The organism is Aurantimonas sp. C2-5-R2 (genome assembly GCF_036549495.1).
In the GTDB taxonomy this organism is placed as follows: Bacteria; Pseudomonadota; Alphaproteobacteria; order Rhizobiales; family Rhizobiaceae; genus Aurantimonas; species Aurantimonas coralicida_A.
This window is the reverse complement of sequence record NZ_JAZHLJ010000001.1, coordinates 191323-210520: the sequence shown is the minus strand read 5'-3', so window position 1 is coordinate 210520 and position 19198 is coordinate 191323. Positions and strand designations below refer to the sequence as shown.

Here is a 19198-nt window from a genome sequence, read left to right as displayed (position 1 = left end):
TGAATGGTGCGACGCAGCGACGGACGGCGCGGAGCGCCGATCCTCTCCGGCCCTCGACGCGAGATCGCCCATGCCCGCCACTATCCCCCGCTCCTCCTATGCCGCGATGTTCGGCCCGACCACTGGCGACAAGGTGCGACTGGCCGATACCGAGCTCTTTATCGAGGTCGAGAAGGACCTGACCACCTATGGCGAGGAGGTGAAGTTCGGCGGCGGCAAGGTGATCCGCGACGGCATGGGGCAAAGCCAGCATTCACGCGCCGAAGGGGCGGTCGACACGGTGATCACCAACGCGCTGATCCTCGACCACACCGGCGTCTACAAGGCCGATATCGGCCTGAGGGACGGGCGGATCGCCGCCATCGGCAAGGCCGGCAATCCCGATACCCAGCCGAACGTCACCATCATCGTCGGGCCCGGTACCGAGGCGATCGCCGCAGAGGGCAAGATCGTCACCGCCGGTGGCTTCGACAGCCACATCCATTTCATCTGCCCGCAGCAGATCGAGGAGGCGCTGTTTTCCGGCGTCACGACCATGCTCGGCGGCGGCACCGGCCCGGCGCACGGCACGCTCGCCACGACCTGCACGCCCGGACCTTGGCACATGGCGCGGATGCTGCAGGCGGCGGACGCCTTTCCGATGAATCTCGGCTTTTCCGGAAAGGGCAACGCCTCGCTGCCGGCGGCGCTGGAGGAGATGGTCAAGGGCGGGGCCTGTGCGCTGAAGCTGCACGAGGACTGGGGCACGACGCCGGCCGCCATCGACTGCTGTCTCTCGGTCGCCGACGCTTACGACGTCCAGGTGATGATCCACACCGACACGCTGAACGAATCGGGCTTCGTCGAGAACACCGTTGACGCCTTCAAGGGCCGCACGATCCACGCCTTCCACACCGAGGGCGCCGGCGGCGGCCACGCGCCGGATATCATCAAGATCTGCGGCCTGCCCAACGTGCTGCCGTCCTCGACCAACCCGACCCGGCCCTACACGATCAACACGCTGGAAGAGCATCTCGACATGCTGATGGTCTGCCACCATCTCGATGCGTCGATCCCCGAGGATATCGCCTTTGCCGAAAGCCGCATCCGCAAGGAGACGATCGCGGCCGAGGACATCCTGCACGATCTGGGCGCCTTTTCGATCATCGCATCCGATTCACAGGCGATGGGGCGCGTCGGCGAGGTGATCATCCGCACCTGGCAGACCGCCGACAAGATGAAGCGCCAGCGCGGGCGGCTGCCGGAGGAGACCGGCGACAACGACAATTACCGCGCCCGCCGCTACGTCGCGAAATACACCATCAACCCGGCGATCGCGCAGGGGATGAGCCGCGAGATAGGCTCGGTCGAAGTGGGAAAACGCGCCGATCTGGTGCTGTGGGACCCGGCCTTCTTCGGCGTCAAACCGACGATGGTGCTGCTCGGCGGGACGATCGTCGCGGCGCCGATGGGCGACCCCAACGCCTCGATCCCGACGCCACAGCCGGTCCACTACCGGCCGATGTTCGGCGCCTTCGGCAAGGCGGTCGGGGCGAGCGGCATCAGCTTCGTCTCCAAGGCCGCGATGGGCGAGGGGCTGCGCGAGCAGCTCGGCTGCGACAAGGCGTTTGTAGCGGTCGAGAACACCCGTGGCGGCATATCCAAGGCTTCGATGATCCTCAATGATGCGACGCCTGAGATGGAGGTCGACCCGGAGACCTACGAGGTGCGGGCCGACGGCGTGCTTTTGACCTGCGAGCCCGCCACGGTCCTGCCAATGGCGCAGCGGTATTTTCTGTTTTAGAATTGGGTCCACGGCCGAACCTTCCCCGACGGATAGGCCGTGACATCATCGCTAGTCCCAGTCTCGCGGGCTATCCGAGCCAGATCGTCCACGAGGAATATCCTGACGCCTGCTTGAAGGCTGCCGGCGAGACCGGTCTGCCCGAGGAAATCTTCCTGCAGGATTGCCCGTTCACGATCGATCAGATCCTCGATGAGACTTTCTACCCCGAGACCGACTGACACATGCGTCGGGGCCAACTGGTTCAGTCCCCGACAAGATCGCTGGCGCTGTCATAGACAGTGACGCGATAGCCGGCGGCAAGGGCCTCGACACTGGGTTGCGGCGTGACCACGGCCAGCCGGCCGCCGGGAAGGCTGCCCACGCGGTCGTAGCCGCTGGGGCTCCAGCGCAGCAGGCGGCGCTTCCAGACCAGCCGTGGCGCGCGGTCGACCAGCACGAAGGCGCCGTCCGGAATGTCCAACGCCGTTCTCGTATGATGCACCTGTTCGCGCAGCCTTGATTTTACCCGATGGGCATGGAGCATGTCGTCCATGGCTTTCGCCGACGGCGGTGCGTCGAGGTTGTGAGCCGTCGCCCAAGCGGCGCGGTAGGCGTTGAAATCGGCGCGCCGGCATTCGGCGCAAGGGCGGTGGCCGGCGGCCAGCGCCGTCGCTTCGTCGAGAAAGAACAGTTCGGTGTAGCGGCCCGGCGTCATCGGCGTGCGCCGCCTGCCGCGAAAGGCGAGGGCGCAGGCAATCCAGGCCTTGTGCTTCCAGCGGCTCCGGCCGAGTTCTCGGTCGCCATCATGGAGGATACCGCGATTGCCCATCAGCGTGCCCCGCGCCGAGTCTACGACGATCTCGCCCAGCGGGGTCATCCGGTTTTGCAGCGGCATGGCGGCTCCTCATGGCTGGTGCGGCTCGCCTGTGTCGGCTTGGGGGTGGCGGCTTGCGTGGCGCCGCCCTATCCTCGCCGCGAAGGCGACAGGGCGCGCGCTGGCGTGCGGAAGCAGGAAGATTGAATGATCCTTGGCACTTCGGTCAAGCGCGCGGGCGAATGGACGGACGCCGCCGATACGATCACGCTCGACGAGACGGCGCGGCATCGCCGGCGCATGGCGATGGTGTCGGACGACGGCATCGCCTTTCTGCTCGATCTGCCCGAGGCGACGCTGCTGAGGGATGGCGACGCGATCTGGCTCGATGACGCCCGGTTGATCGCGGTGCGGGCCAGGCCCGAAGACCTCTACGAGGTCCGGGGCAAGGACGCCCGGCATCTCCTCGTTCTGGCCTGGCAGATCGGCAACCGCCATCTGCCGGCGCAGCTTCTGGGCGAATGCATCCTGATCCGCCGCGACCCGGTCATTCGCGAGATGCTGTCGGGCCTCGATGCGACGATCACCGACATCGAGGCCGGGTTCGATCCGGAAGGCGGCGCCTATGAGGCGCACGGCCATGATCATGACCACGAGCCTTCGCCCGAGACCCCAATCCGGTGAATCATATCGCCCCCTCAACGACGCCAGAGGCGCTCGGCGTGGCCGGCGAAGCCGCCACCGCGCATCTGCCGCAACTGCTGACGCTGTTTTCGCCGGCCTTTCCCATCGGGGCCTTCGCGTGGTCGCACGGGTTGGAGACGGTGGTCGCCGAGGGGCTGCTCGCCGACGCTGACAGCGTCACCGACTGGATCGCGGTGCTGCTCGACCGTGGCAGTGGCTGGAACGATGGTGTGTTGCTTGCCGAAGCGTGGCACGCCGTCAAGGACGGAGACGCTGGCCGACTTGCCGCCGTGGCCGAATTGGCACTGGCGCTGGCGGGAAGCGCCGAACGGCGCGCCGAGACGCTGGCGTTGGGCACGGCCTTCGCGGAGGCATCGCGGCCGTGGCTCGGTGCGTCCGGGCTGGGTGGACACGTCGGGGGGCGTGAGGAAAACAGCGCGGCCGAGTCTTATCCCGTCGCGGCGGGACGCCTGGCAGCCAGCGCTGGACTGCCGCTCGCCGATACGCTGCTCGGCTATGCTCACGGCTTCGCGGCATCGTTGGTTTCAGCCGCCGTGCGGCTGGTTCCGCTGGCCCAGAGCGACGCGGTTCAGGTGCTGCGGCGGCTGGAGCCGGCCATTCAGGCGACGTCCGAACGCGCTACGCGATCGACGCTGGACGACCTTGGCTCGGCGGCGCTAGGGTCCGACATCGCCGCGATGCGGCACGAGGCGCTGCGAACGAGGCTCTTCCGGTCATGATCCACATAAACGGCCCGCTCAGGGTCGGCATCGGCGGCCCGGTCGGCTCCGGCAAGACGACGCTGGTCGAAAAGCTCTGCAAGGCGGCGTGCGAGACATGGTCGATTGGGGTCGTGACCAACGACATCTATACGCGCGAGGACGCCGAAGCGCTGGTGCGGCTGCAAGCGTTGTCCTCCGACCGCATCATCGGGGTCGAGACCGGTGGTTGCCCGCACACCGCGATCCGTGAGGACGCCTCGATCAACATCGCGGCGATCCGCGATTTGCGGACCCGCCATCCCGATCTCGATCTGGTGCTGGTGGAATCGGGCGGCGACAATCTCGCCGCGACCTTCTCGCCGGACCTCGTCGATCTGTCGATCTACGTCATCTCGGTGTGCCAGGGCGACGATATCCCAAGGAAGGGCGGGCCGGCGATCAGCCGCTCGGATCTGCTCGTCATCAACAAGACCGATCTGGCGCCCCATGTCGGGGCCGATCTGGAGCGGATGCGGATCGACGCGGCCAGCGCGCGCGGCGAGCGCCCGACGCTGTTCACCGACCTGTCGCGCGCCAAGGGCGTCGGCGACATCCTCGCCTTTCTCGCCGCTACGGGCGGCCTGCCGATGGTCGAGTCCGCGGCGTGACGCGGCTGTGGCTGAAACAGCCGCTCGCGATCCTAGCCGACGGTGCGGCTGGCGGCGTCGTGATCGAGGATGGACGGATGGTCGAACTGGTGCCCGAAAGCGGCGCCCCCTCGCGGCCGGTCGACGCGGTCTTCGATGCCTCGCGGCACGTGGTTCTGCCGGGTCCGGGGCAAATCTTAGTGCATGACGGGCCTTGGCGCTAAGGCTGGCGTGGCCGGTGAGGCCAGTTCGGATGGCGAAGCCAGCCATTGCAGGACCTTGGCGACGGCGGTCCCGGCAAGGTCGAAGCCCACCATCGGCAAATCGGTAGGGAAACCACGGTGAACCTGCCCGGCAGTAAGCCGGGCAGGTTCACCGTGGTTTATATCGCTATAGAAAGCGATTTATGCTGGAAGTGGTTGCGGGGGTAGGATTTGAACCTACGACCTTCAGGTTATGAGCCTGACGAGCTACCGGGCTGCTCCACCCCGCGTCATGGCCGTGCGCCGCTCTGCGCCGCCGGTGAGTGCGATATATGCGAGGCTTGGCTGAATGTGAAGGGGCATTCTCGCTTTTCGGAAAATCAGACCGGATCGGATGGCCGGCCACCCGGATCGCGCCGCAATATCCTCCGCGTGAGCGGCGGTCCCGCGGCAGCTCCGGCCACATCAGTCCCGCAACGCCCGCCGCAGCACCTTGCCCACCCCGGTCTTCGGCAGTTCGTCCTTGAACTCGACCGCGCTCGGCCGCTTGTAGCCGGTGAGATTGTCCTTGCAGAAGGCCTTGACCTGGTCGGCGGTGATCTGCGGATCGCTCGCCACCACGAACAGCTTGACCGCCTCGCCCGAATTCTCGTCCGGGATGGCGATCGCGGCGGCCTCGACGATCCCCGGCATTCGGGTGACCACTTCCTCGATCTCATTGGGGTAGACGTTGAAGCCGGAGACATTGATCATGTCCTTCTTGCGGTCGACGATCTTGAAATTGCCGCGCTCGTCCATGACGCCGATGTCGCCGGTGCGGAAGAAGCCGTCCTTCGTCATCACCTTCGCGGTCTCGTCCGGTCGGTTCCAGTAACCGACCATGACCTGCGGCCCGCGGATGGCGATCTCGCCCCGCTCGCCCATCGGCAATTCCTCGCCGTCGTCATCAATGATCCGCAACTCGGTCGATGGGATCGGCATGCCGATCGTGCCGCTGTAGTCTGTGGCGTCCGTCGGGTTGCAACAGGCCGACGGCGCGGTCTCGGAGAGGCCGTAACCCTCGCAGATGGAGCAACCGGTCCGCTTCTTCCACAGCTCCGCCGTCGCCGCCTGGACGGCCATGCCGCCGCCGAGCGACAGTTTGAGGTGCGACCAGTCGACGGCCCCGGCGTCCTTGTGCCGGGCCAGCGCGCCGAACAGCGTGTTGACCGCCGGAAACGAGTGGAACTTGTATTTTTTCAGTTCCTTCAGCGTCGCCGCGATGTCGCGTGGGTTCAAGATCAGGATGTTGCAACCGCCGGTGCGCATCGACAGCATCATGTTCACGGTAAAGCCGAAGATGTGGTAGAGCGGCAGCGCGCAAACCGTGAGCTGCTGCTCCCCCGCCGGTATGTGCTTCATGGCCGGCATGTTCCACAGTTCCGACTGCAGAACATTGGCGATAATGTTGCCATGGGTCAGTGTCGCGCCTTTCGACACGCCGGTGGTTCCGCCCGTATATTGCAGGACAGCAACGTCGGAACGGTCCGACGCGACCGGCGTGAATTGCCTGTCGCGGCCCTTGGCCATCGCCGCCTTGAAGGGAACCGCGTCCGGCAGATCGAATCCCGGCACCAGCTTCTTCACCTTGCGAAGCACGAAATTGACGATGAAGCCTTTGACCGTCGGCAGCATGTCGCCGATGGTCGCCACGACCACATGCTCGACCGGCGTCTCGGCGCGGCAGGTCTCCAGCGTCTTCGCCATATTCTCGAGAATGACGATCGCCCGGGCGCCGGAATCCTTCAGCTGATGCGACAGTTCGCGGGGCGTATAGAGCGGATTGGTGTTGACCACGACCATCCCGGCCCGCAGCACCCCGGCGACCGCGACCGGATATTGCAAGACGTTCGGCATCATCAGCGCCACGCGATCGCCTTGCTCCAGGCCGAGCGACTGCAGATAGGCGGCAAAAATCCGCGACTGCTCGTCCAGTTCGCGAAAGCTCATCGTCGTTCCCATGAAATGGAACGCCGGAAGATCGCCATGTTTGGCGAAGGCCTCGTCGAGCAACTCGGCCAGTGAGCGGTAGGGAAAATCCGGAAGCTCGGCCGGCACGTCGGCGGGATAGTGCTGAAGCCAGGGTTTCTGCATTGTCGATACCTCCCGTTATCTAAGGGTATCGATAGCGCAGACGCGAGAGAAACGGAATTCGTTTCCCTTTACGTAAACGGGAAATATTGCGGATGTCCCGGACTCGATCCGGTGATGGGAAATCCTTTTCTCAAACGGCCAGCGATACCAGCGTTGCGAGGAGCAGGTTGGCGCCCTTCTCGATGTCGGGCCAGGCGGTCGATTCGTCCGGGGCGTGGCTGACACCCCCTTTGCTCGGAACGAAGATCAAAGCCGAAGGGCACAGCGCCTGCATGGTCTGGGCATCGTGGCCGGCGCCGGACGGCATCGCGCGGACGGCAATTCCCTGTTTCGCGGCTTTCCCAGCCAAGAGGCTCGCCAGTTCCCGATCGAGCACGACCGGCGGCAGCCAGGTTTGGTCCTCGACGGCGGCTGTCAGGTGATGCCGGGCGGCCGCGGCGGCGATCTCGCTGCGCAGTCGGTCCGCCAATCGCCGCATGACCGCTTCCGAAATGTCCCGAATGATGACGGAGAACTCCGCGGTACCCGGAATCGTGTGCGGGGCATTGGGCGTGAGATCGACCTTGCCGATGGTGATTCGCGATTGCTCGCCGCCGATTTCGGCGATAACCGCCGGGATCGCGCCGGCCACCTCCGCCAGCCCGGCGAAGGCGTCGGCGCGCATGCCCATCGGTGTCGTGCCGGAATGATTGGCTGTGCCGCCCAGCCGCACGAAAAGATGGCAGACGCCCGTGATGGAATCGGCAATGCCGATCGGGATACCCGCCGCCTCCAGCACCGGGCCCTGTTCGATATGCAGTTCCAGGAAGGCCCGCACCGAATTCGGCGCGCGCGCCGCGTTCAAGATCTCGTAAGGGTCGAGGCCGTGGGCCCGCATCGCCGCGACCAAGGTGACGCCGTCGGCGTCGCGTGCCTGGTCGATCCATTCCCGTGTCACCTGGCCGGCGATCGCCTGGGAACCGAGCATGCCGCCGAAGCGGCCTTCCTCCTCCGCCGTTGCGACAACTTCGATAGCGGTCGTCGGGCTCAGCCCGGCATCCCGCATCGCCCGCACGCATTCCAGAGCGACGCATGCGCCGAGCGAGCCGTCGAAGCCGCCGCCTTCCGGCACCGTGTCGAGATGCGATCCGGTGATGATCGCGGGGCCGTCGGTGGGGCCGAACCGCCCGAAGACATTCGCCGCGCCGTCCCGGCGGACCGCGAGGCCGTCTGCGATCATCTTATCGGCGAACCAGTCGCGGACCGCCATGTCGGCCTCGCTGAAACCGATCCGGTTGAAGCCGCCGGTCCGCGGGTTCCGGCCGAAGCCGTTCACGCCGGCCAGAAGCGCTTGCAGACGGGAGAGATCGATGTGAGCCGTCGCCGAAGGCATCCGAATTCCGCCCCTCAATCAAAGTGTTGTCGCGATTTCAGGCAGGATTGCCCGAGACGTCATATAATTGATTATGAATTACACGTTGCCTTCATGCAATTTATCATGATTAATTATGGAAGATAGACAGGCAGGGGAGCGCGTTATGAAAAAATGGCTGACCGCGGCGATCGCCACGGCATTGATGACACTGGCTCCGGCGGCGGTCGCCCAGACGCCGCCCAATGTTCTGGTGGTCGGTCAGATCGCCGAGCCGAAATCGCTCGATCCGCAGGCGGTGACGGCGGTCAACGATTTCCGCATCCTGGTGAATCTCTATGACGGGTTGGTCCGCTACAAGGACGGCACGCTGGAGGTCGAGCCGTCGCTGGCCGAGAGCTGGACGATCTCCGAGGACGGCAAGACCTACACCTTCAAGCTGCGGGAGGGCGTCAAATTCCACGACGGCACGCCGTTCAACGCCGAAGCGGTCAAGTTCAACTTCGACCGGATGCTGAAGGAAGATCATCCCTTTGCCGACACCGGACCGTTTCCGCTCGCTTTCTTCTTCTCCGCCGTTGAGGAGGTGACGGCTGTCGATCCGACGACGGTCGCGTTCAAGCTCGACGCGCCTTACGCGCCGTTCCTGTCCAATCTCGCCTATCCGACCGGCCTGATCGTCTCGCCTGCGGCCGTTGAAAAACACGGCAAGGATTTCGGCCGCAATCCCTCCGGCACCGGTGCCTACAAATTCGCCGAATGGGAGCCGAACGCGAAAATGGTGGCGACCCGGAACGAAGACTATTGGGACGGTGCGCCGGAGCTCGAGGCGGTCATCTTCCGGCCAATCACCGACGCCAACACCCGCATCGCCGAGATGCTGTCGGGCGGGCTCGACATCATGGTGGAAGTGCCGCCGGACAGTCTCCAGCAGTTCAAATCCTCCGGCGACTTCACGGTTCGCGAGCAGGCCGGGCCGCATCTCTGGTTCCTGATCCTCAACACCAAGGAAGCGCCGTTCTCGTCCAAGGCGGCGCGCCAGGCGGCGAACTACGCGATCAACAAGACCGCGCTGGTCGACAACATCCTGCAGGGCACCGCCGATGTCGCGGCTGGCCCGACGCCGCCGGCCTTCGCATGGGCCTATGACGAGACGCTGGAGCCCTATCCCTACGACCCGGAAAAGGCCAAGGAACTCCTCAAGGAAGCCGGATATGACGGTGAGGAGGTCACCTTCTATGTGACCGAGGGCGGCTCCGGGATGCTCGATCCGGTCGCCATGGGCACGGCGATCCAGGCCGACCTTCAGGCCGTCGGCATGAATGTTTCGATCGAGACCTATGAGTGGAACACCTTCCTCGGCAACGTCAATCCGGGCCTGGAAGGTAAGGCGGACATGGCCGAAATGGCCTGGATGACCAATGATCCAGACACCCTGCCGTTCCTTGCCCTGCGTACCGAGGCCTTCCCCGACAAGGGCGGATTCAACTCCGGTTACTACTCCAACCCCAAGGTGGACGAACTCCTGGAAAAGGCCCGTCAGGTGACGGACCAAAGCGAGCGTGCCACGCTCTACAAGGAGATGCAGAAGATCGTCCATGAGGATGCGCCCTGGGTGTTCGTCGCCAACTGGAAGCAGAACGCGGTGACTGCCGCCGCCGTCGAGGATTTCAAGCTGCAGCCGTCCTTCTTCCTGATGCTGCAGGACGTAAAGAAGCCCTAAGCGTCGCTCCATCGCGCCGGTGGCCTCGTGCCGCCGGCGCTCGTTCTAGCATCCGACCGGGACGCGCGCCGTGGCCGCCTACATCGCCAAACGCCTGCTCGCGGCGATCCCGGTTCTGTTCGGGCTGACGATCATCGTCTTCCTGATCATGGCGATGATCCCCGGCGACCCCGCGACGGCGATCCTCGGCTCCTACGCGACGCCGGAAAACGTCGCGCGGCTCAACCGGGATCTCGGTCTCGACAAGAGCTTGCCTCAGCAATATTTCATCTGGCTCGGCAATCTGTTCCAGGGCGATCTCGGCCGCTCCTACACCTTGAACCGGCCCGTGCTCGATGAGGTGCTGGAGCGCTTCTCGGCGACCTTGATCCTCGCGGGCACATCGCTGATCCTGTGCTCGATCTTCGGTCTTCTCGCCGGCATCGCGTCGGCCGTCCGGCAATATGGCTGGACCGACAAGATCGTCACCCTCCTGGTGCTGATCGGCATATCGACGCCGTCCTTCTGGCTCGGCCTGCTTCTGATCCTCGGCTTCGCGGTCAATCTGCGGCTGTTTCCGGTTAGCGGCATGTATGCGATCTACGGCGGCGGCGATCTCCTCGACCTCCTGCATCATCTGGCCCTGCCGGCTTTGACCCTCTCCGTCGTCGCGACCGGCGTGATCGCGCGGCTGACGCGCACCGCCATGCTGGAGGTGCTGCGGCAGGACTATATCCGGACCGCCCGCGCCAAGGGCCTGACCGAGCGCCGGGTGATCTTCCGCCACGCCTTCAAATCGGCGTTGGTCAGCGTGATTCCCGTGATCGGAATCCAGGCCGGCTTCGTCATCGGCGGCGCGGTCTATATCGAGACCGTGTTCCAGTGGCCCGGAATTGGCTCGATGCTGGTCAAGGCGATCTCGACCCGCGATCTCCTGCTCGTGCAGGGCGGCGTCCTGGTCGTCGCGGCCGCCTATGTCTTGTTCAACCTCATCGCCGACGTCGTGCAGACCCTGCTCGATCCGAGGCTGCGCTGATGACGGGCGCGACCTTGGCCTCTCCCAAACCCAAGGCCCGACGCGGCCGGCCGGGCAGCGCCGCGCTGCTGTTCGCCAACACGCTGGCCACCGGTGGCCTCGTCGTTCTCGTCCTGATCGCGCTGATCGCCCTGGCGGCGCCGATCCTGCCACTGGCCGATCCCGATGTCACCGCGCCGGTCGACCGCTTGATGCCAGTGTTCAGCGCCGGACACCCGCTCGGCACCGACCATCTCGGCCGCGATATCCTGTCGCGGCTGATCTGGGGCACGCGGGTCAGCCTCGCGGTCGGCTTGTCGGCCACCTTCATAGCCGCGTTCTTCGGCTCGCTGCTGGGTCTCGTCGCGGGCTACGCGGGCGGTCGCACCGACAGTTTCGTCATGCGCGGCATCGATATGGTGATGGCATTTCCCTACATTCTCCTGGCGCTGGCCATCGTCGCGGTGTTGGGGCCGGGGCTGATCAACGCGCTCTACGCCATCGCGCTGGTCAATATTCCGTTCTTCGCCCGCAACATCCGCGGCCTCACGCTGGGGTTGTCGCGCCGCGAGTTCGTCGATGCCGCGCGCCTGTCGGGCAAGACCCCGGCGCAGATCCTGTTTCTGGAAATCCTGCCCAACGTGCTGCCGGTGATCGTGATCACCATGTCGACCACGGTCGGCTGGATGATTCTGGAGACGGCGGGCCTGTCGTTCCTCGGACTCGGCGCGCAGCCGCCGCAGGCCGACCTTGGCTCGATGCTGGGGGAGGGGCGCAAGATCCTCTTCACCTCGCCCCATGTCTCGGTCATTCCGGGCTTGATGATCTTCGCTCTGGTGATGAGCATCAATTTGTTCGGCGACGGCATCCGCGACGTCCTCGACCCGCGGCTGCGATCCGGCGCCCTGACCCGCCCGGTCGCCCGCACCGCGATCATGCGCGATGGGCCCGCCGAAGCGCCCGTGCCAGCGGCGGGCGCGGTGCTCGACGTGCAGGGGTTACGCACCGAATTTCATGTCGGCGGGTCCGTCTACAAGGCTGTCGGCGGCATCGATCTGGTCCTGATGAAGGGCGAATGTCTCGGCCTTGTCGGCGAATCCGGCTCGGGCAAATCCGTCACCGCCATGTCGATCATGGGGCTGGTGCCGACGCCGCCGGGCCGTATCGTCGGCGGGGCGGCCTTTCTCGGCGAGGAAGATCTGTTCGCCGTTTCCAATGAGCGGATACGCCAGCTGCGCGGCGCCGCCGTCGCCTATGTCTTCCAGGATCCGCTGTCGACGCTGCATCCGCTGTTCACCGTCGGCGATCAGCTGACCGAGGCGATCCGCGCGCATCAGAGGATGACCGGTTCGCAAGCGAAAAAGCGGGCCATCGACCTCCTCGATCTGGTGCGGATTCCGAACCCGCGCGAGCGGCTGAACGTGTTCCCGCATGAACTGTCCGGTGGCATGCGCCAGCGCGTCTGCATCGCCATGGCGCTCGCCAACGACGCCAGGGTGCTGATCGCCGACGAGCCGACCACCGCGCTCGACGTGACCGTGCAGTCGCAGATCCTGGCACTGATGAACCGGCTGCGCCGGGAGCGCGACATGGCGATCCTGTTCATCACCCATGATTTCGGCGTCGTTTCGGCGATTTGCGACCGGGTCGCGGTGATGTATGCCGGCCGGATCGTGGAAACCGGCCCGACGGAGGCCATTCTGTCGGCCCCGGCCCATCCCTATACGGCAAAGCTGATCCAGTGCGTGCCGGTACTCGGCGAACCGGAGCGCCGTCTCGACGCCATCGCGGGCCGCCCGCCGCTGGTCGACGCCCTGCCGGACGGTTGCGCCTTCGCGCCGCGCTGCCCACGGGCGCGGGCGGACTGCCGAAGCGGCGACATTGCGATGAGCGACGCAGGCGAGGGGCGGGCGGTGCGCTGCCTGTATCCTCTGGCAGCGGGGGAAGCCGATGTCTGACCGGACACTTCTTGCGATCGCGGACGTCGCCAAGATCTTCGGCGGCGGGCAAACCCTGTTCGGCGGGCGAAAGCCGGCGGTTCATGCGGTGCAGAGCCTGTCGCTCGACGTGAAGAAGGGCGAGACCCTCGGGATCGTCGGTGAATCGGGCTGCGGCAAGTCGACCCTGGCGCGGCTGATGGTCGGGCTCGACCTGCCAACCGCCGGGCGTATCACGCTGGACGGCCGCGACCTCGTCGCGGAGGCCAAGCGCGACCGCCGGGCGCTGGCGCGTCAGGTCCAGTACGTGTTCCAGGACCCGGTCGCCTCGCTCAATCCCCGCAAGACCATCCGAACCATTATCGAGGCGCCGCTGATTCACCTCGTCGGGCTGAAGGGCGACGCCCGCGCGGCGCGGCTGGACGAGTTGATGGCCGCCGTCAATCTCGCGCCGGAATTCCTCGAGCGCTATCCGCACGAGTTTTCCGGTGGCCAGGCTCAGCGCATCGGTATCGCCCGGGCGCTCGCCGCCGGGCCGGAGCTGATCGTCCTCGACGAACCGGTTTCCGCGCTCGACGTCTCGATCCAGGCGCAGGTGCTCAACCTTCTGGACGATCTGAAGGACCGCTTCGGCCTCACCTATGTGTTCATCAGCCATGATCTGTCGGTGGTCGAGAGCGTCAGCGACCGCGTCGCGGTGATGTATTTCGGCCGGATCGCCGAGCTCGGCCTGGCGCGAAGCGTCTTCGCGGCGCCGCGCCATCCCTATACCGATCTGTTGATGCGCTCCGCCCCGGCGCCCGGCCGCCATGATTTGATTCCGGAAGACGCCAACACCGAACTGCCTGATCCATACAACCCACCACCGGGCTGCGCGTTTTACGCCCGCTGTCCGAACGCGACGGATGTGTGCCGATCCCGGCCTCCTGCCCTCGATACGATCCCCGGCGGTGGCGCGGACCACCTTGTGGCCTGTTACCATCCCAATGGGGGCTGATCCCATGCACGAAAAAGCTCCCATGGTCCCGGCTCCGCGCGTCTCGGACAAGGGTCCCAGACGCCGCAAACGGCCGGATATCATCGCCGACCAGCTTCGTGAGCTGATCGTCGCGCATGGCCTGCGGCCGGGCGATCCGGTCGCGCCGGAGTGGTTCCAGCCTCAAAATCTGAAAGCCTCGCGCGGCACCCTGCGGGAGGCGTTGCAGATCCTCGAATTTCAGGGGCTGATCACCAGCAAGACCGGGCCGGGCGGCGGCATATTCGTATCGGCCGTCAGTCCGGATCAGGCGATCCGCTTGCTGGACAATCTGTTCCTGTTCGAGCAGCCCTCGATCGCGAATATCTACGCGCTGCGCAAATGGGTCGAGCCGGAACTCGCCGCGAGCGTCGCCGGAAAATTGTCGCCGGAAGGCTTGGAGGCCCTGCAATCCACCATTCGGCTCTATGAGGACGAACCGACGACTGCGGAGGAGGAATACGCCCAGCGTCTCGCCGAGCTCGATTTCCACGAAGAGCTGACGCGCCATTCCGACAACCCGTTGCTGGCCTTCATCGGCAGATTCTTGTTGAGCCTGTTGCGGGAGATGACGGTCTGCCGAGCGATCTACAAGGAGCCCAATCCCGGCCTGCGCGAGACCGGCCTGCATTACCAGGTGCGCCTTTTGCGGGCACTCAAGGCGGGCGATCCGGAACTGGGCCGCATGATCATGCGCGGCCATATGATCGAAGCGGAAACATACATGCTGGAACGCGCCGCGGTTCGGGTGCGCTCGCGCCGGCAAGGGGGGTAACGCCCGCTTCCGTCGGAGCATGCGGGCAAGGCAGCGTTAACGATTCTGCGCTAAAAATTGCGCCTTCGGCCTGGGGGTAAAACTTAGAGTCCGTTTCGAAACTCACTGCGGCGGGTTCAAAGGCCCCTCGGATGGTCGCTCCGCAATGACATGATACCCGATTTCCGCGGGTTTGGGCGTCCCGGGTGAACCATGGAGGCTGGTCTTGGCAGGGTTTCGAAACGGCCTCTTAGTGAGTATCAAGAAAATTCTGCTCGACGAGCTTCCCGGTGTCGTCGACGCGATCGCTGCCAGCGTCGCGGTGATCGGTCTCGATGGTGGAAAACCGGATCGGGTCCTCGCCTGCAACTGCCACTTTCGCCGCATGCTGGGTATCGCCGCGACTGACGGGCTCGGGGCTCGGCTCCGGAATTTCTTGCCGGGCTATGCACGGCGGGACATCGAGGCGCAAATCGAGGAATGCGTTCGGACCGTCACCCCGGTCGAGATCGTGCAGGCCTTCGATCTGGAAGGTCGGACGTTCTGGTGGCGCATTGCGGCGCAACCGATCCTGAATGGTGCCCGCGAGCCAGGCGGGGTCTTGCTCACCTGCCTGGATATCACCGAGAAGATCCGCTTGGAAAACGAGCTGAAGACGGCTAATTCCCGCTTCGGCGCTGTCATCCAGTCGGCCTATGACGGTATCGTCACCGTGGATCGGCAGCAGCGCATTCATTTGTTCAACGCCGCGGCCGAGGAGATGTTCGGCTACAGCGCCGAGGAGATCGAGGGCAAACCGCTCAACACCCTCATCCCCGAAAAATATCATGACCGTCACGGTCAGCATTTGGAGAATTTCGCTACATCGCCGATTTCCTCGCGGCAAATGTTCGAGCGTGGAGGGCGGATTTCCGGCCTGGCCAAGGATGGCACGGAATTTCCCGTCGAGATCTCGATCGCGAAGATCACGGTTGACGGAGCCACCGAGTTCACCGCCCTCATCCGCGACATCTCCGAGCGCGCCAAGCTGATCGACGAGCTAAAACGCCAGGCGCTGATCGATCTGTTGACGGGACTGCCGAACCGGCGGTCTTTCAATGAGCAGGCTGTCCACCAAATCGCACTTGCACGCCGTCACGAACGGCCGCTCTCCATCCTGATGATCGATCTCGATCGCTTCAAGCGGATCAACGACACCAGGGGGCACCCGGCGGGCGACATGGTGCTCAAGGCCATGGCGTCCGCCGGCAAATGCATCCTGCGCCAATCCGACATCTTCGGGCGGCTCGGCGGCGAGGAGTTCGCCGTGCTCCTGCCCGAGACCGATGAGGAGCGGGCCATCGTTATTGCCGAACGATTGCGCCAAGCGGTTGCAAAAGCCCGATTCGAGCACGATTGGGGAGAGCAGGGGCCGATCCCGTTTACCATCAGCATCGGCGTCGCTCCTTGTCTCAAAGACGATGCTGCGATCGAATACGCGCTCAAACGGGCCGACCGGGCGCTCTATGACGCCAAGCAGGATGGTCGCAATCGTGTCAAGGTCTGGTCAAGGATGCCCGACGCCGAAGCGTCGGGCGAACTGCCGGACGGTGAGGTGCGGAAGGCCGGTTGACCTGCGCGGATCACGCCCGGTTCAAAGCACGAGCGTGATCGCCTCTCAGGCGTAGCGGCTTTCGCGCTTAGTCTTGTCGACCGCCATGGCGCCAGCGCCGGAGCCGGCGAGCACCAGGAAACCGCCAGCGAGCGCGATGTTCTTCATCAGGACGTTCGGCTCGGCGAGATGGGCGACGAGGGCGGTCGCGACGCAGAAAGCCGCCAGTGCGATCGCGACGACGCGGGTCTGGAAGCCGGCGAAAATCGCCAGGCCGCCGAACAGCTCGAATGCGCCGGTCAGATAGGCCATCGCGAGCGGGGCCGGAAAGCCAAGGCTGCCGAGATAGCCGGCAAAGTCTTCCGCACCGGTCAGCTTGCCGAAGCCGGAGACGATGAAAATGATCGACAGGAGGACCCGGCCGACGAGAATAAGAGTGGGGTTCATGCGAAAGACTCCGTCTGGCGGGAGAGGCCTGTGCCTCTCTCCATGTTCCGATGTCCCCAGGTAAACCAAGAGGGCGCCGAATACAGCCGGCCTGCAGCCGACGAAACGTCAACCAAAAGCGATACAATCAAAAACGAAGGGTGACGATCGGTCTGAGTTGCTCTTCCGCCGCCTCAGCCGGGGTGGATCATGGCGGCCGGATCAACGATGCGGTCGTAATCCGCCTCGGAGACGAGGCCACTGGCCACCGCTTCCTGGCGCAGGGTCGTGCCGTTCTGGTGCGCCGTCTTGGCGATCTTCGCGGCGTTGTCGTAGCCGATGGTCGGCGCCAGCGCCGTCACCAGCATCAGCGACTGTTCCATCAGACTCCTGATCCGGTCCTCATTGGCCTCGATCCCGTCCACGCAATGTTCGGCGAAGCTCTCCATCGAATCTGCCAGCAGCCGAATCGAGGAGAGAACCGCGTTGGCGATCACCGGCTTGAAGACGTTGAGCTCGAAATGGCCCTGACTGGCCGCGACGGTGACGGTGGTGTCATGGCCGAAGACTTCGCAGGCGACCATGGTGATCGCTTCGGCCTGGGTCGGATTGACCTTGCCGGGCATGATCGAGGAACCGGGCTCGTTGGCCGGCAAATTCAGCTCGCCCAGACCGGAGCGTGGTCCGGAGCCGAGGAAGCGGATGTCGTTGGCGATCTTCATCAGATCGGCCGCCAGCGAATTGAGCGCCCCGTGGAAGAAGGTCAGCGCCCCGTGCGAAGCCAGCGCCTCGAACTTGTTCGTTGCGGTGCGGAACGGCTCGCCGGTGAGCGTGGCGATCTCGGCGGCGATCGCGGTGTCGAAGCCTTCCGGCGCGTTGAGGCCCGTGCCGACAGCGGTGCCGCCCTGCGCTAGCGCATAAACGCCGTCGAGGGCATCGCCGATCCGCTTCTTGGAGAGTTCCAGCGCGGCGGCGTACCCGGAGAATTCCTGGCCGAGCGTCACCGGTGTCGCGTCCTGGGTATGGGTGCGGCCGATCTTGATGATCGACGCATATTCCTTGGCCTTGGCGTCGAGCGAGGCGTGCAGCCGGTCAAGCGCGGGGAAGAGGCGCTCCGTCGTCTCGACGACCGCCGCGACATGCATGGCGGTCGGAAATACGTCGTTGGACGATTGGCTCATATTGACGTGGTCGTTGGGATGGACCGGCTTTTTCGAGCCCATCGTGCCGCCGAGCGCTTCGATCGCCCGGTTCGAGATCACCTCGTTGACGTTCATGTTGGTCTGGGTGCCGGACCCGGTTTGCCAGACCACCAGCGGAAAGTGGTCGTCGAGCTTGCCGGCGATGATCTCGTCGGCGGCTTTTTCGATCGCGTCGGCGACCCCGCCGTCGAGGCGGCCCATCGCGGTGTTCACTCGCGCGGCGGCCTTCTTGACCGTGGCCAGCGCAACGATCAACGGCATCGGCTGGCGGTCGCCGCCGATCTTGAAATTGTTGCGCGAGCGTTCGGTCTGGGCGCCCCAATAGCGGTCGGCCTCGACCTCGATCGCGCCGATGGAATCGGTTTCGGTCCGGGTGCTCATCTTATGCCCTCGCTGCTCTGCCATGTCGTTGCGGCCTGCTTAGCTGGCGCGCGTGCGGATCGAAAGAGGCGTGGGCGGCGTAAAATCGGTTTAGATGAAGCCAAGGTGCGACGGGCGGCAGTGCCAAAAAGAAAACGGGCGGATCGCAAGACCCGCCCGTCCGAGGCTTTAGCCTTACGCGGCCGGACAATGGGCGCCGGTGGCGACCCAAGCCTCGTAGAGCTGGCCGAACTGTTCCTGCGTGCCCGGCGCCGGCTTCCTGCCCTTGCCCGGATTCCAGCCCCAGCCGACGAGATCGTCGCTCGCCATGTGTTCGACGAGCTCGGCAAGGGTCTTGCCGCCATTGCGGTTTTCGTCCTTGATCTGCGCGCAGATCTCGCCGAGCGACTTGCCCTCCCACGCCATTTCGACCGGGGCGAGATGCCAGTTGGGGTTGCCGGGGATCGACTGGATGTCCTCGGTCTGGGCGACGACCTGGGCGTTTTCCGGCCCATGGCAGGTGTTGCAGGTCATGCCGGGCGCGCCGAAGTTGGCCTCGCCCCGCACCACCGGCGGTTCGTGGATCGCCATGTCGTCACCTTGCAAAGGCGAGTCGCCGCGCGGATGGCAATTCACGCAACGGGGATCCTGGAGCACCTTGCCGGTCTCCTCGAAGATGGCGATCGAGCGCTCCTTCTCATCGGCGATGGAATCGAAGTCGGCGACCGACTTCAGCGACCCGGTGTCTGTATCGGCTACCGCGGCCGGCGAGGCGGGCGCCTCGGACGCGCTGTCCTGGGCCAGGCCGGGTCCCGAACCCAGGATAAGGCTGGCGGTCAGAGCCATAGCGGCCCAACGGCCGGCCAGAATTTTTGATGCTGTCACTTTGAATATCCCG

17 protein-coding genes, 1 tRNA gene and 1 pseudogene are annotated in these 19198 nt (G+C 65.0%); 12 read left to right on the top strand and 7 right to left on the bottom strand.

Features of this window, described 5'->3' with window-relative positions; all coding sequences use genetic code 11:
* Positions 1-70: 70 nt before the first annotated feature.
* On the top strand, positions 71-1783 hold the full coding sequence (gene ureC, locus VQ044_RS00970; protein WP_327645118.1) for an urease subunit alpha: 1713 nt from the start codon (positions 71-73) through the stop codon (positions 1781-1783).
* 2 nt (positions 1784-1785) lie between these two features.
* Positions 1786-2004, top strand: coding sequence for a DUF29 family protein (locus tag VQ044_RS00965; RefSeq protein ID WP_327645117.1), 219 nt, complete (start codon positions 1786-1788; stop codon positions 2002-2004).
* A 23-nt stretch (positions 2005-2027) separates the two neighbouring features.
* Here VQ044_RS00965 and VQ044_RS00960 read toward each other — a convergent pair whose 3' ends face one another.
* A complete protein-coding gene (locus tag VQ044_RS00960) occupies positions 2028-2660 on the bottom strand; it encodes a hypothetical protein (RefSeq protein WP_327645116.1) in 633 nt (210 codons plus the stop codon).
* Between the two features lie 126 nt (positions 2661-2786).
* Between VQ044_RS00960 and VQ044_RS00955 the strand changes: the two genes are divergently transcribed.
* The 4 genes and pseudogenes from VQ044_RS00955 to VQ044_RS00940 all read left to right on the top strand — a co-directional run.
* Positions 2787-3263 carry an urease accessory protein UreE gene (locus VQ044_RS00955; protein WP_327645114.1) on the top strand — a complete coding sequence of 159 codons (477 nt, stop codon included), beginning with the start codon at positions 2787-2789 and terminating at the stop codon, positions 3261-3263.
* Positions 3260-4003, top strand: coding sequence for an urease accessory protein UreF (locus tag VQ044_RS00950; protein WP_327645112.1), 744 nt, complete (start codon positions 3260-3262; stop codon positions 4001-4003). Before VQ044_RS00955 ends, VQ044_RS00950 begins: the two co-directional genes overlap by 4 nt.
* Positions 4000-4632 (top strand): urease accessory protein UreG, encoded by a 633-nt coding sequence (gene ureG / locus VQ044_RS00945; RefSeq protein WP_327645110.1) that lies wholly within the window; start codon positions 4000-4002, stop codon positions 4630-4632. The genes VQ044_RS00950 and ureG overlap by 4 nt, the downstream gene beginning before the upstream one ends.
* A pseudogene (locus VQ044_RS00940) lies at positions 4629-4796 on the top strand (8-oxoguanine deaminase); the annotation flags it as partial. The gene ureG and the pseudogene VQ044_RS00940, both read left to right, overlap by 4 nt.
* Before the next feature lie 231 nt (positions 4797-5027).
* On the opposite strand, the gene VQ044_RS00935 reads toward VQ044_RS00940, so the two are convergent.
* The 3 genes from VQ044_RS00935 to VQ044_RS00925 form a co-directional block, all read right to left on the bottom strand.
* Positions 5028-5104, bottom strand: a tRNA-Met gene (locus VQ044_RS00935).
* Positions 5105-5279: 175 nt separating this feature from the next.
* The gene (locus VQ044_RS00930) at positions 5280-6947 is read right to left on the bottom strand and encodes a long-chain-fatty-acid--CoA ligase (protein ID WP_327645108.1); all 1668 of its coding nucleotides are present in this window, start codon (positions 6945-6947) and stop codon (positions 5280-5282) included.
* Between the two features lie 130 nt (positions 6948-7077).
* Positions 7078-8319: a Zn-dependent hydrolase gene (locus VQ044_RS00925; protein WP_327645106.1), complete on the bottom strand. Its 1242-nt coding sequence runs from the start codon at positions 8317-8319 to the stop codon at positions 7078-7080.
* Positions 8320-8464: 145 nt separating this feature from the next.
* On the opposite strand from VQ044_RS00925, the gene VQ044_RS00920 reads away from it, so the two are divergent.
* The 6 genes from VQ044_RS00920 (at position 8465) to VQ044_RS00895 (ending at position 16333) form a co-directional block, all read left to right on the top strand.
* Entirely contained in the window at positions 8465-10021 is a 1557-nt protein-coding gene (locus tag VQ044_RS00920) for an ABC transporter substrate-binding protein (protein WP_327645105.1), read from the top strand.
* A gap of 70 nt (positions 10022-10091) precedes the next feature.
* The gene (locus tag VQ044_RS00915; RefSeq protein WP_327622457.1) at positions 10092-11036 is read left to right on the top strand and encodes an ABC transporter permease; all 945 of its coding nucleotides are present in this window, start codon (positions 10092-10094) and stop codon (positions 11034-11036) included.
* Positions 11036-12973: a dipeptide/oligopeptide/nickel ABC transporter permease/ATP-binding protein gene (locus VQ044_RS00910; RefSeq protein ID WP_327645104.1), complete on the top strand. Its 1938-nt coding sequence runs from the start codon at positions 11036-11038 to the stop codon at positions 12971-12973. Before VQ044_RS00915 ends, VQ044_RS00910 begins: the two co-directional genes overlap by 1 nt.
* Positions 12966-13949, top strand: a complete 984-nt coding sequence (locus VQ044_RS00905; protein ID WP_327645102.1) for an ABC transporter ATP-binding protein — start codon at positions 12966-12968, stop codon at positions 13947-13949. Before VQ044_RS00910 ends, VQ044_RS00905 begins: the two co-directional genes overlap by 8 nt.
* Positions 13950-13971: 22 nt before the next feature.
* Positions 13972-14742, top strand: coding sequence for a FadR/GntR family transcriptional regulator (locus VQ044_RS00900; protein ID WP_327645101.1), 771 nt, complete (start codon positions 13972-13974; stop codon positions 14740-14742).
* A gap of 232 nt (positions 14743-14974) precedes the next feature.
* Positions 14975-16333: a sensor domain-containing diguanylate cyclase gene (locus VQ044_RS00895; protein ID WP_327645100.1), complete on the top strand. Its 1359-nt coding sequence runs from the start codon at positions 14975-14977 to the stop codon at positions 16331-16333.
* Between the two features lie 45 nt (positions 16334-16378).
* Here the strand turns inward: VQ044_RS00895 and VQ044_RS00890 are convergent, their stop codons facing one another.
* From VQ044_RS00890 to VQ044_RS00880, 3 genes are all read right to left on the bottom strand, one after another.
* Positions 16379-16759 (bottom strand): DoxX family protein, encoded by a 381-nt coding sequence (locus VQ044_RS00890; RefSeq protein WP_327645098.1) that lies wholly within the window; start codon positions 16757-16759, stop codon positions 16379-16381.
* A gap of 173 nt (positions 16760-16932) precedes the next feature.
* Positions 16933-18321 carry a class II fumarate hydratase gene (gene fumC, locus VQ044_RS00885; RefSeq protein WP_327622451.1) on the bottom strand — a complete coding sequence of 463 codons (1389 nt, stop codon included), beginning with the start codon at positions 18319-18321 and terminating at the stop codon, positions 16933-16935.
* Positions 18322-18495: 174 nt separating this feature from the next.
* On the bottom strand, positions 18496-19185 hold the full coding sequence (locus VQ044_RS00880; RefSeq protein WP_442872833.1) for an Isoquinoline 1-oxidoreductase subunit: 690 nt from the start codon (positions 19183-19185) through the stop codon (positions 18496-18498).
* Positions 19186-19198 lie beyond the last annotated feature (13 nt).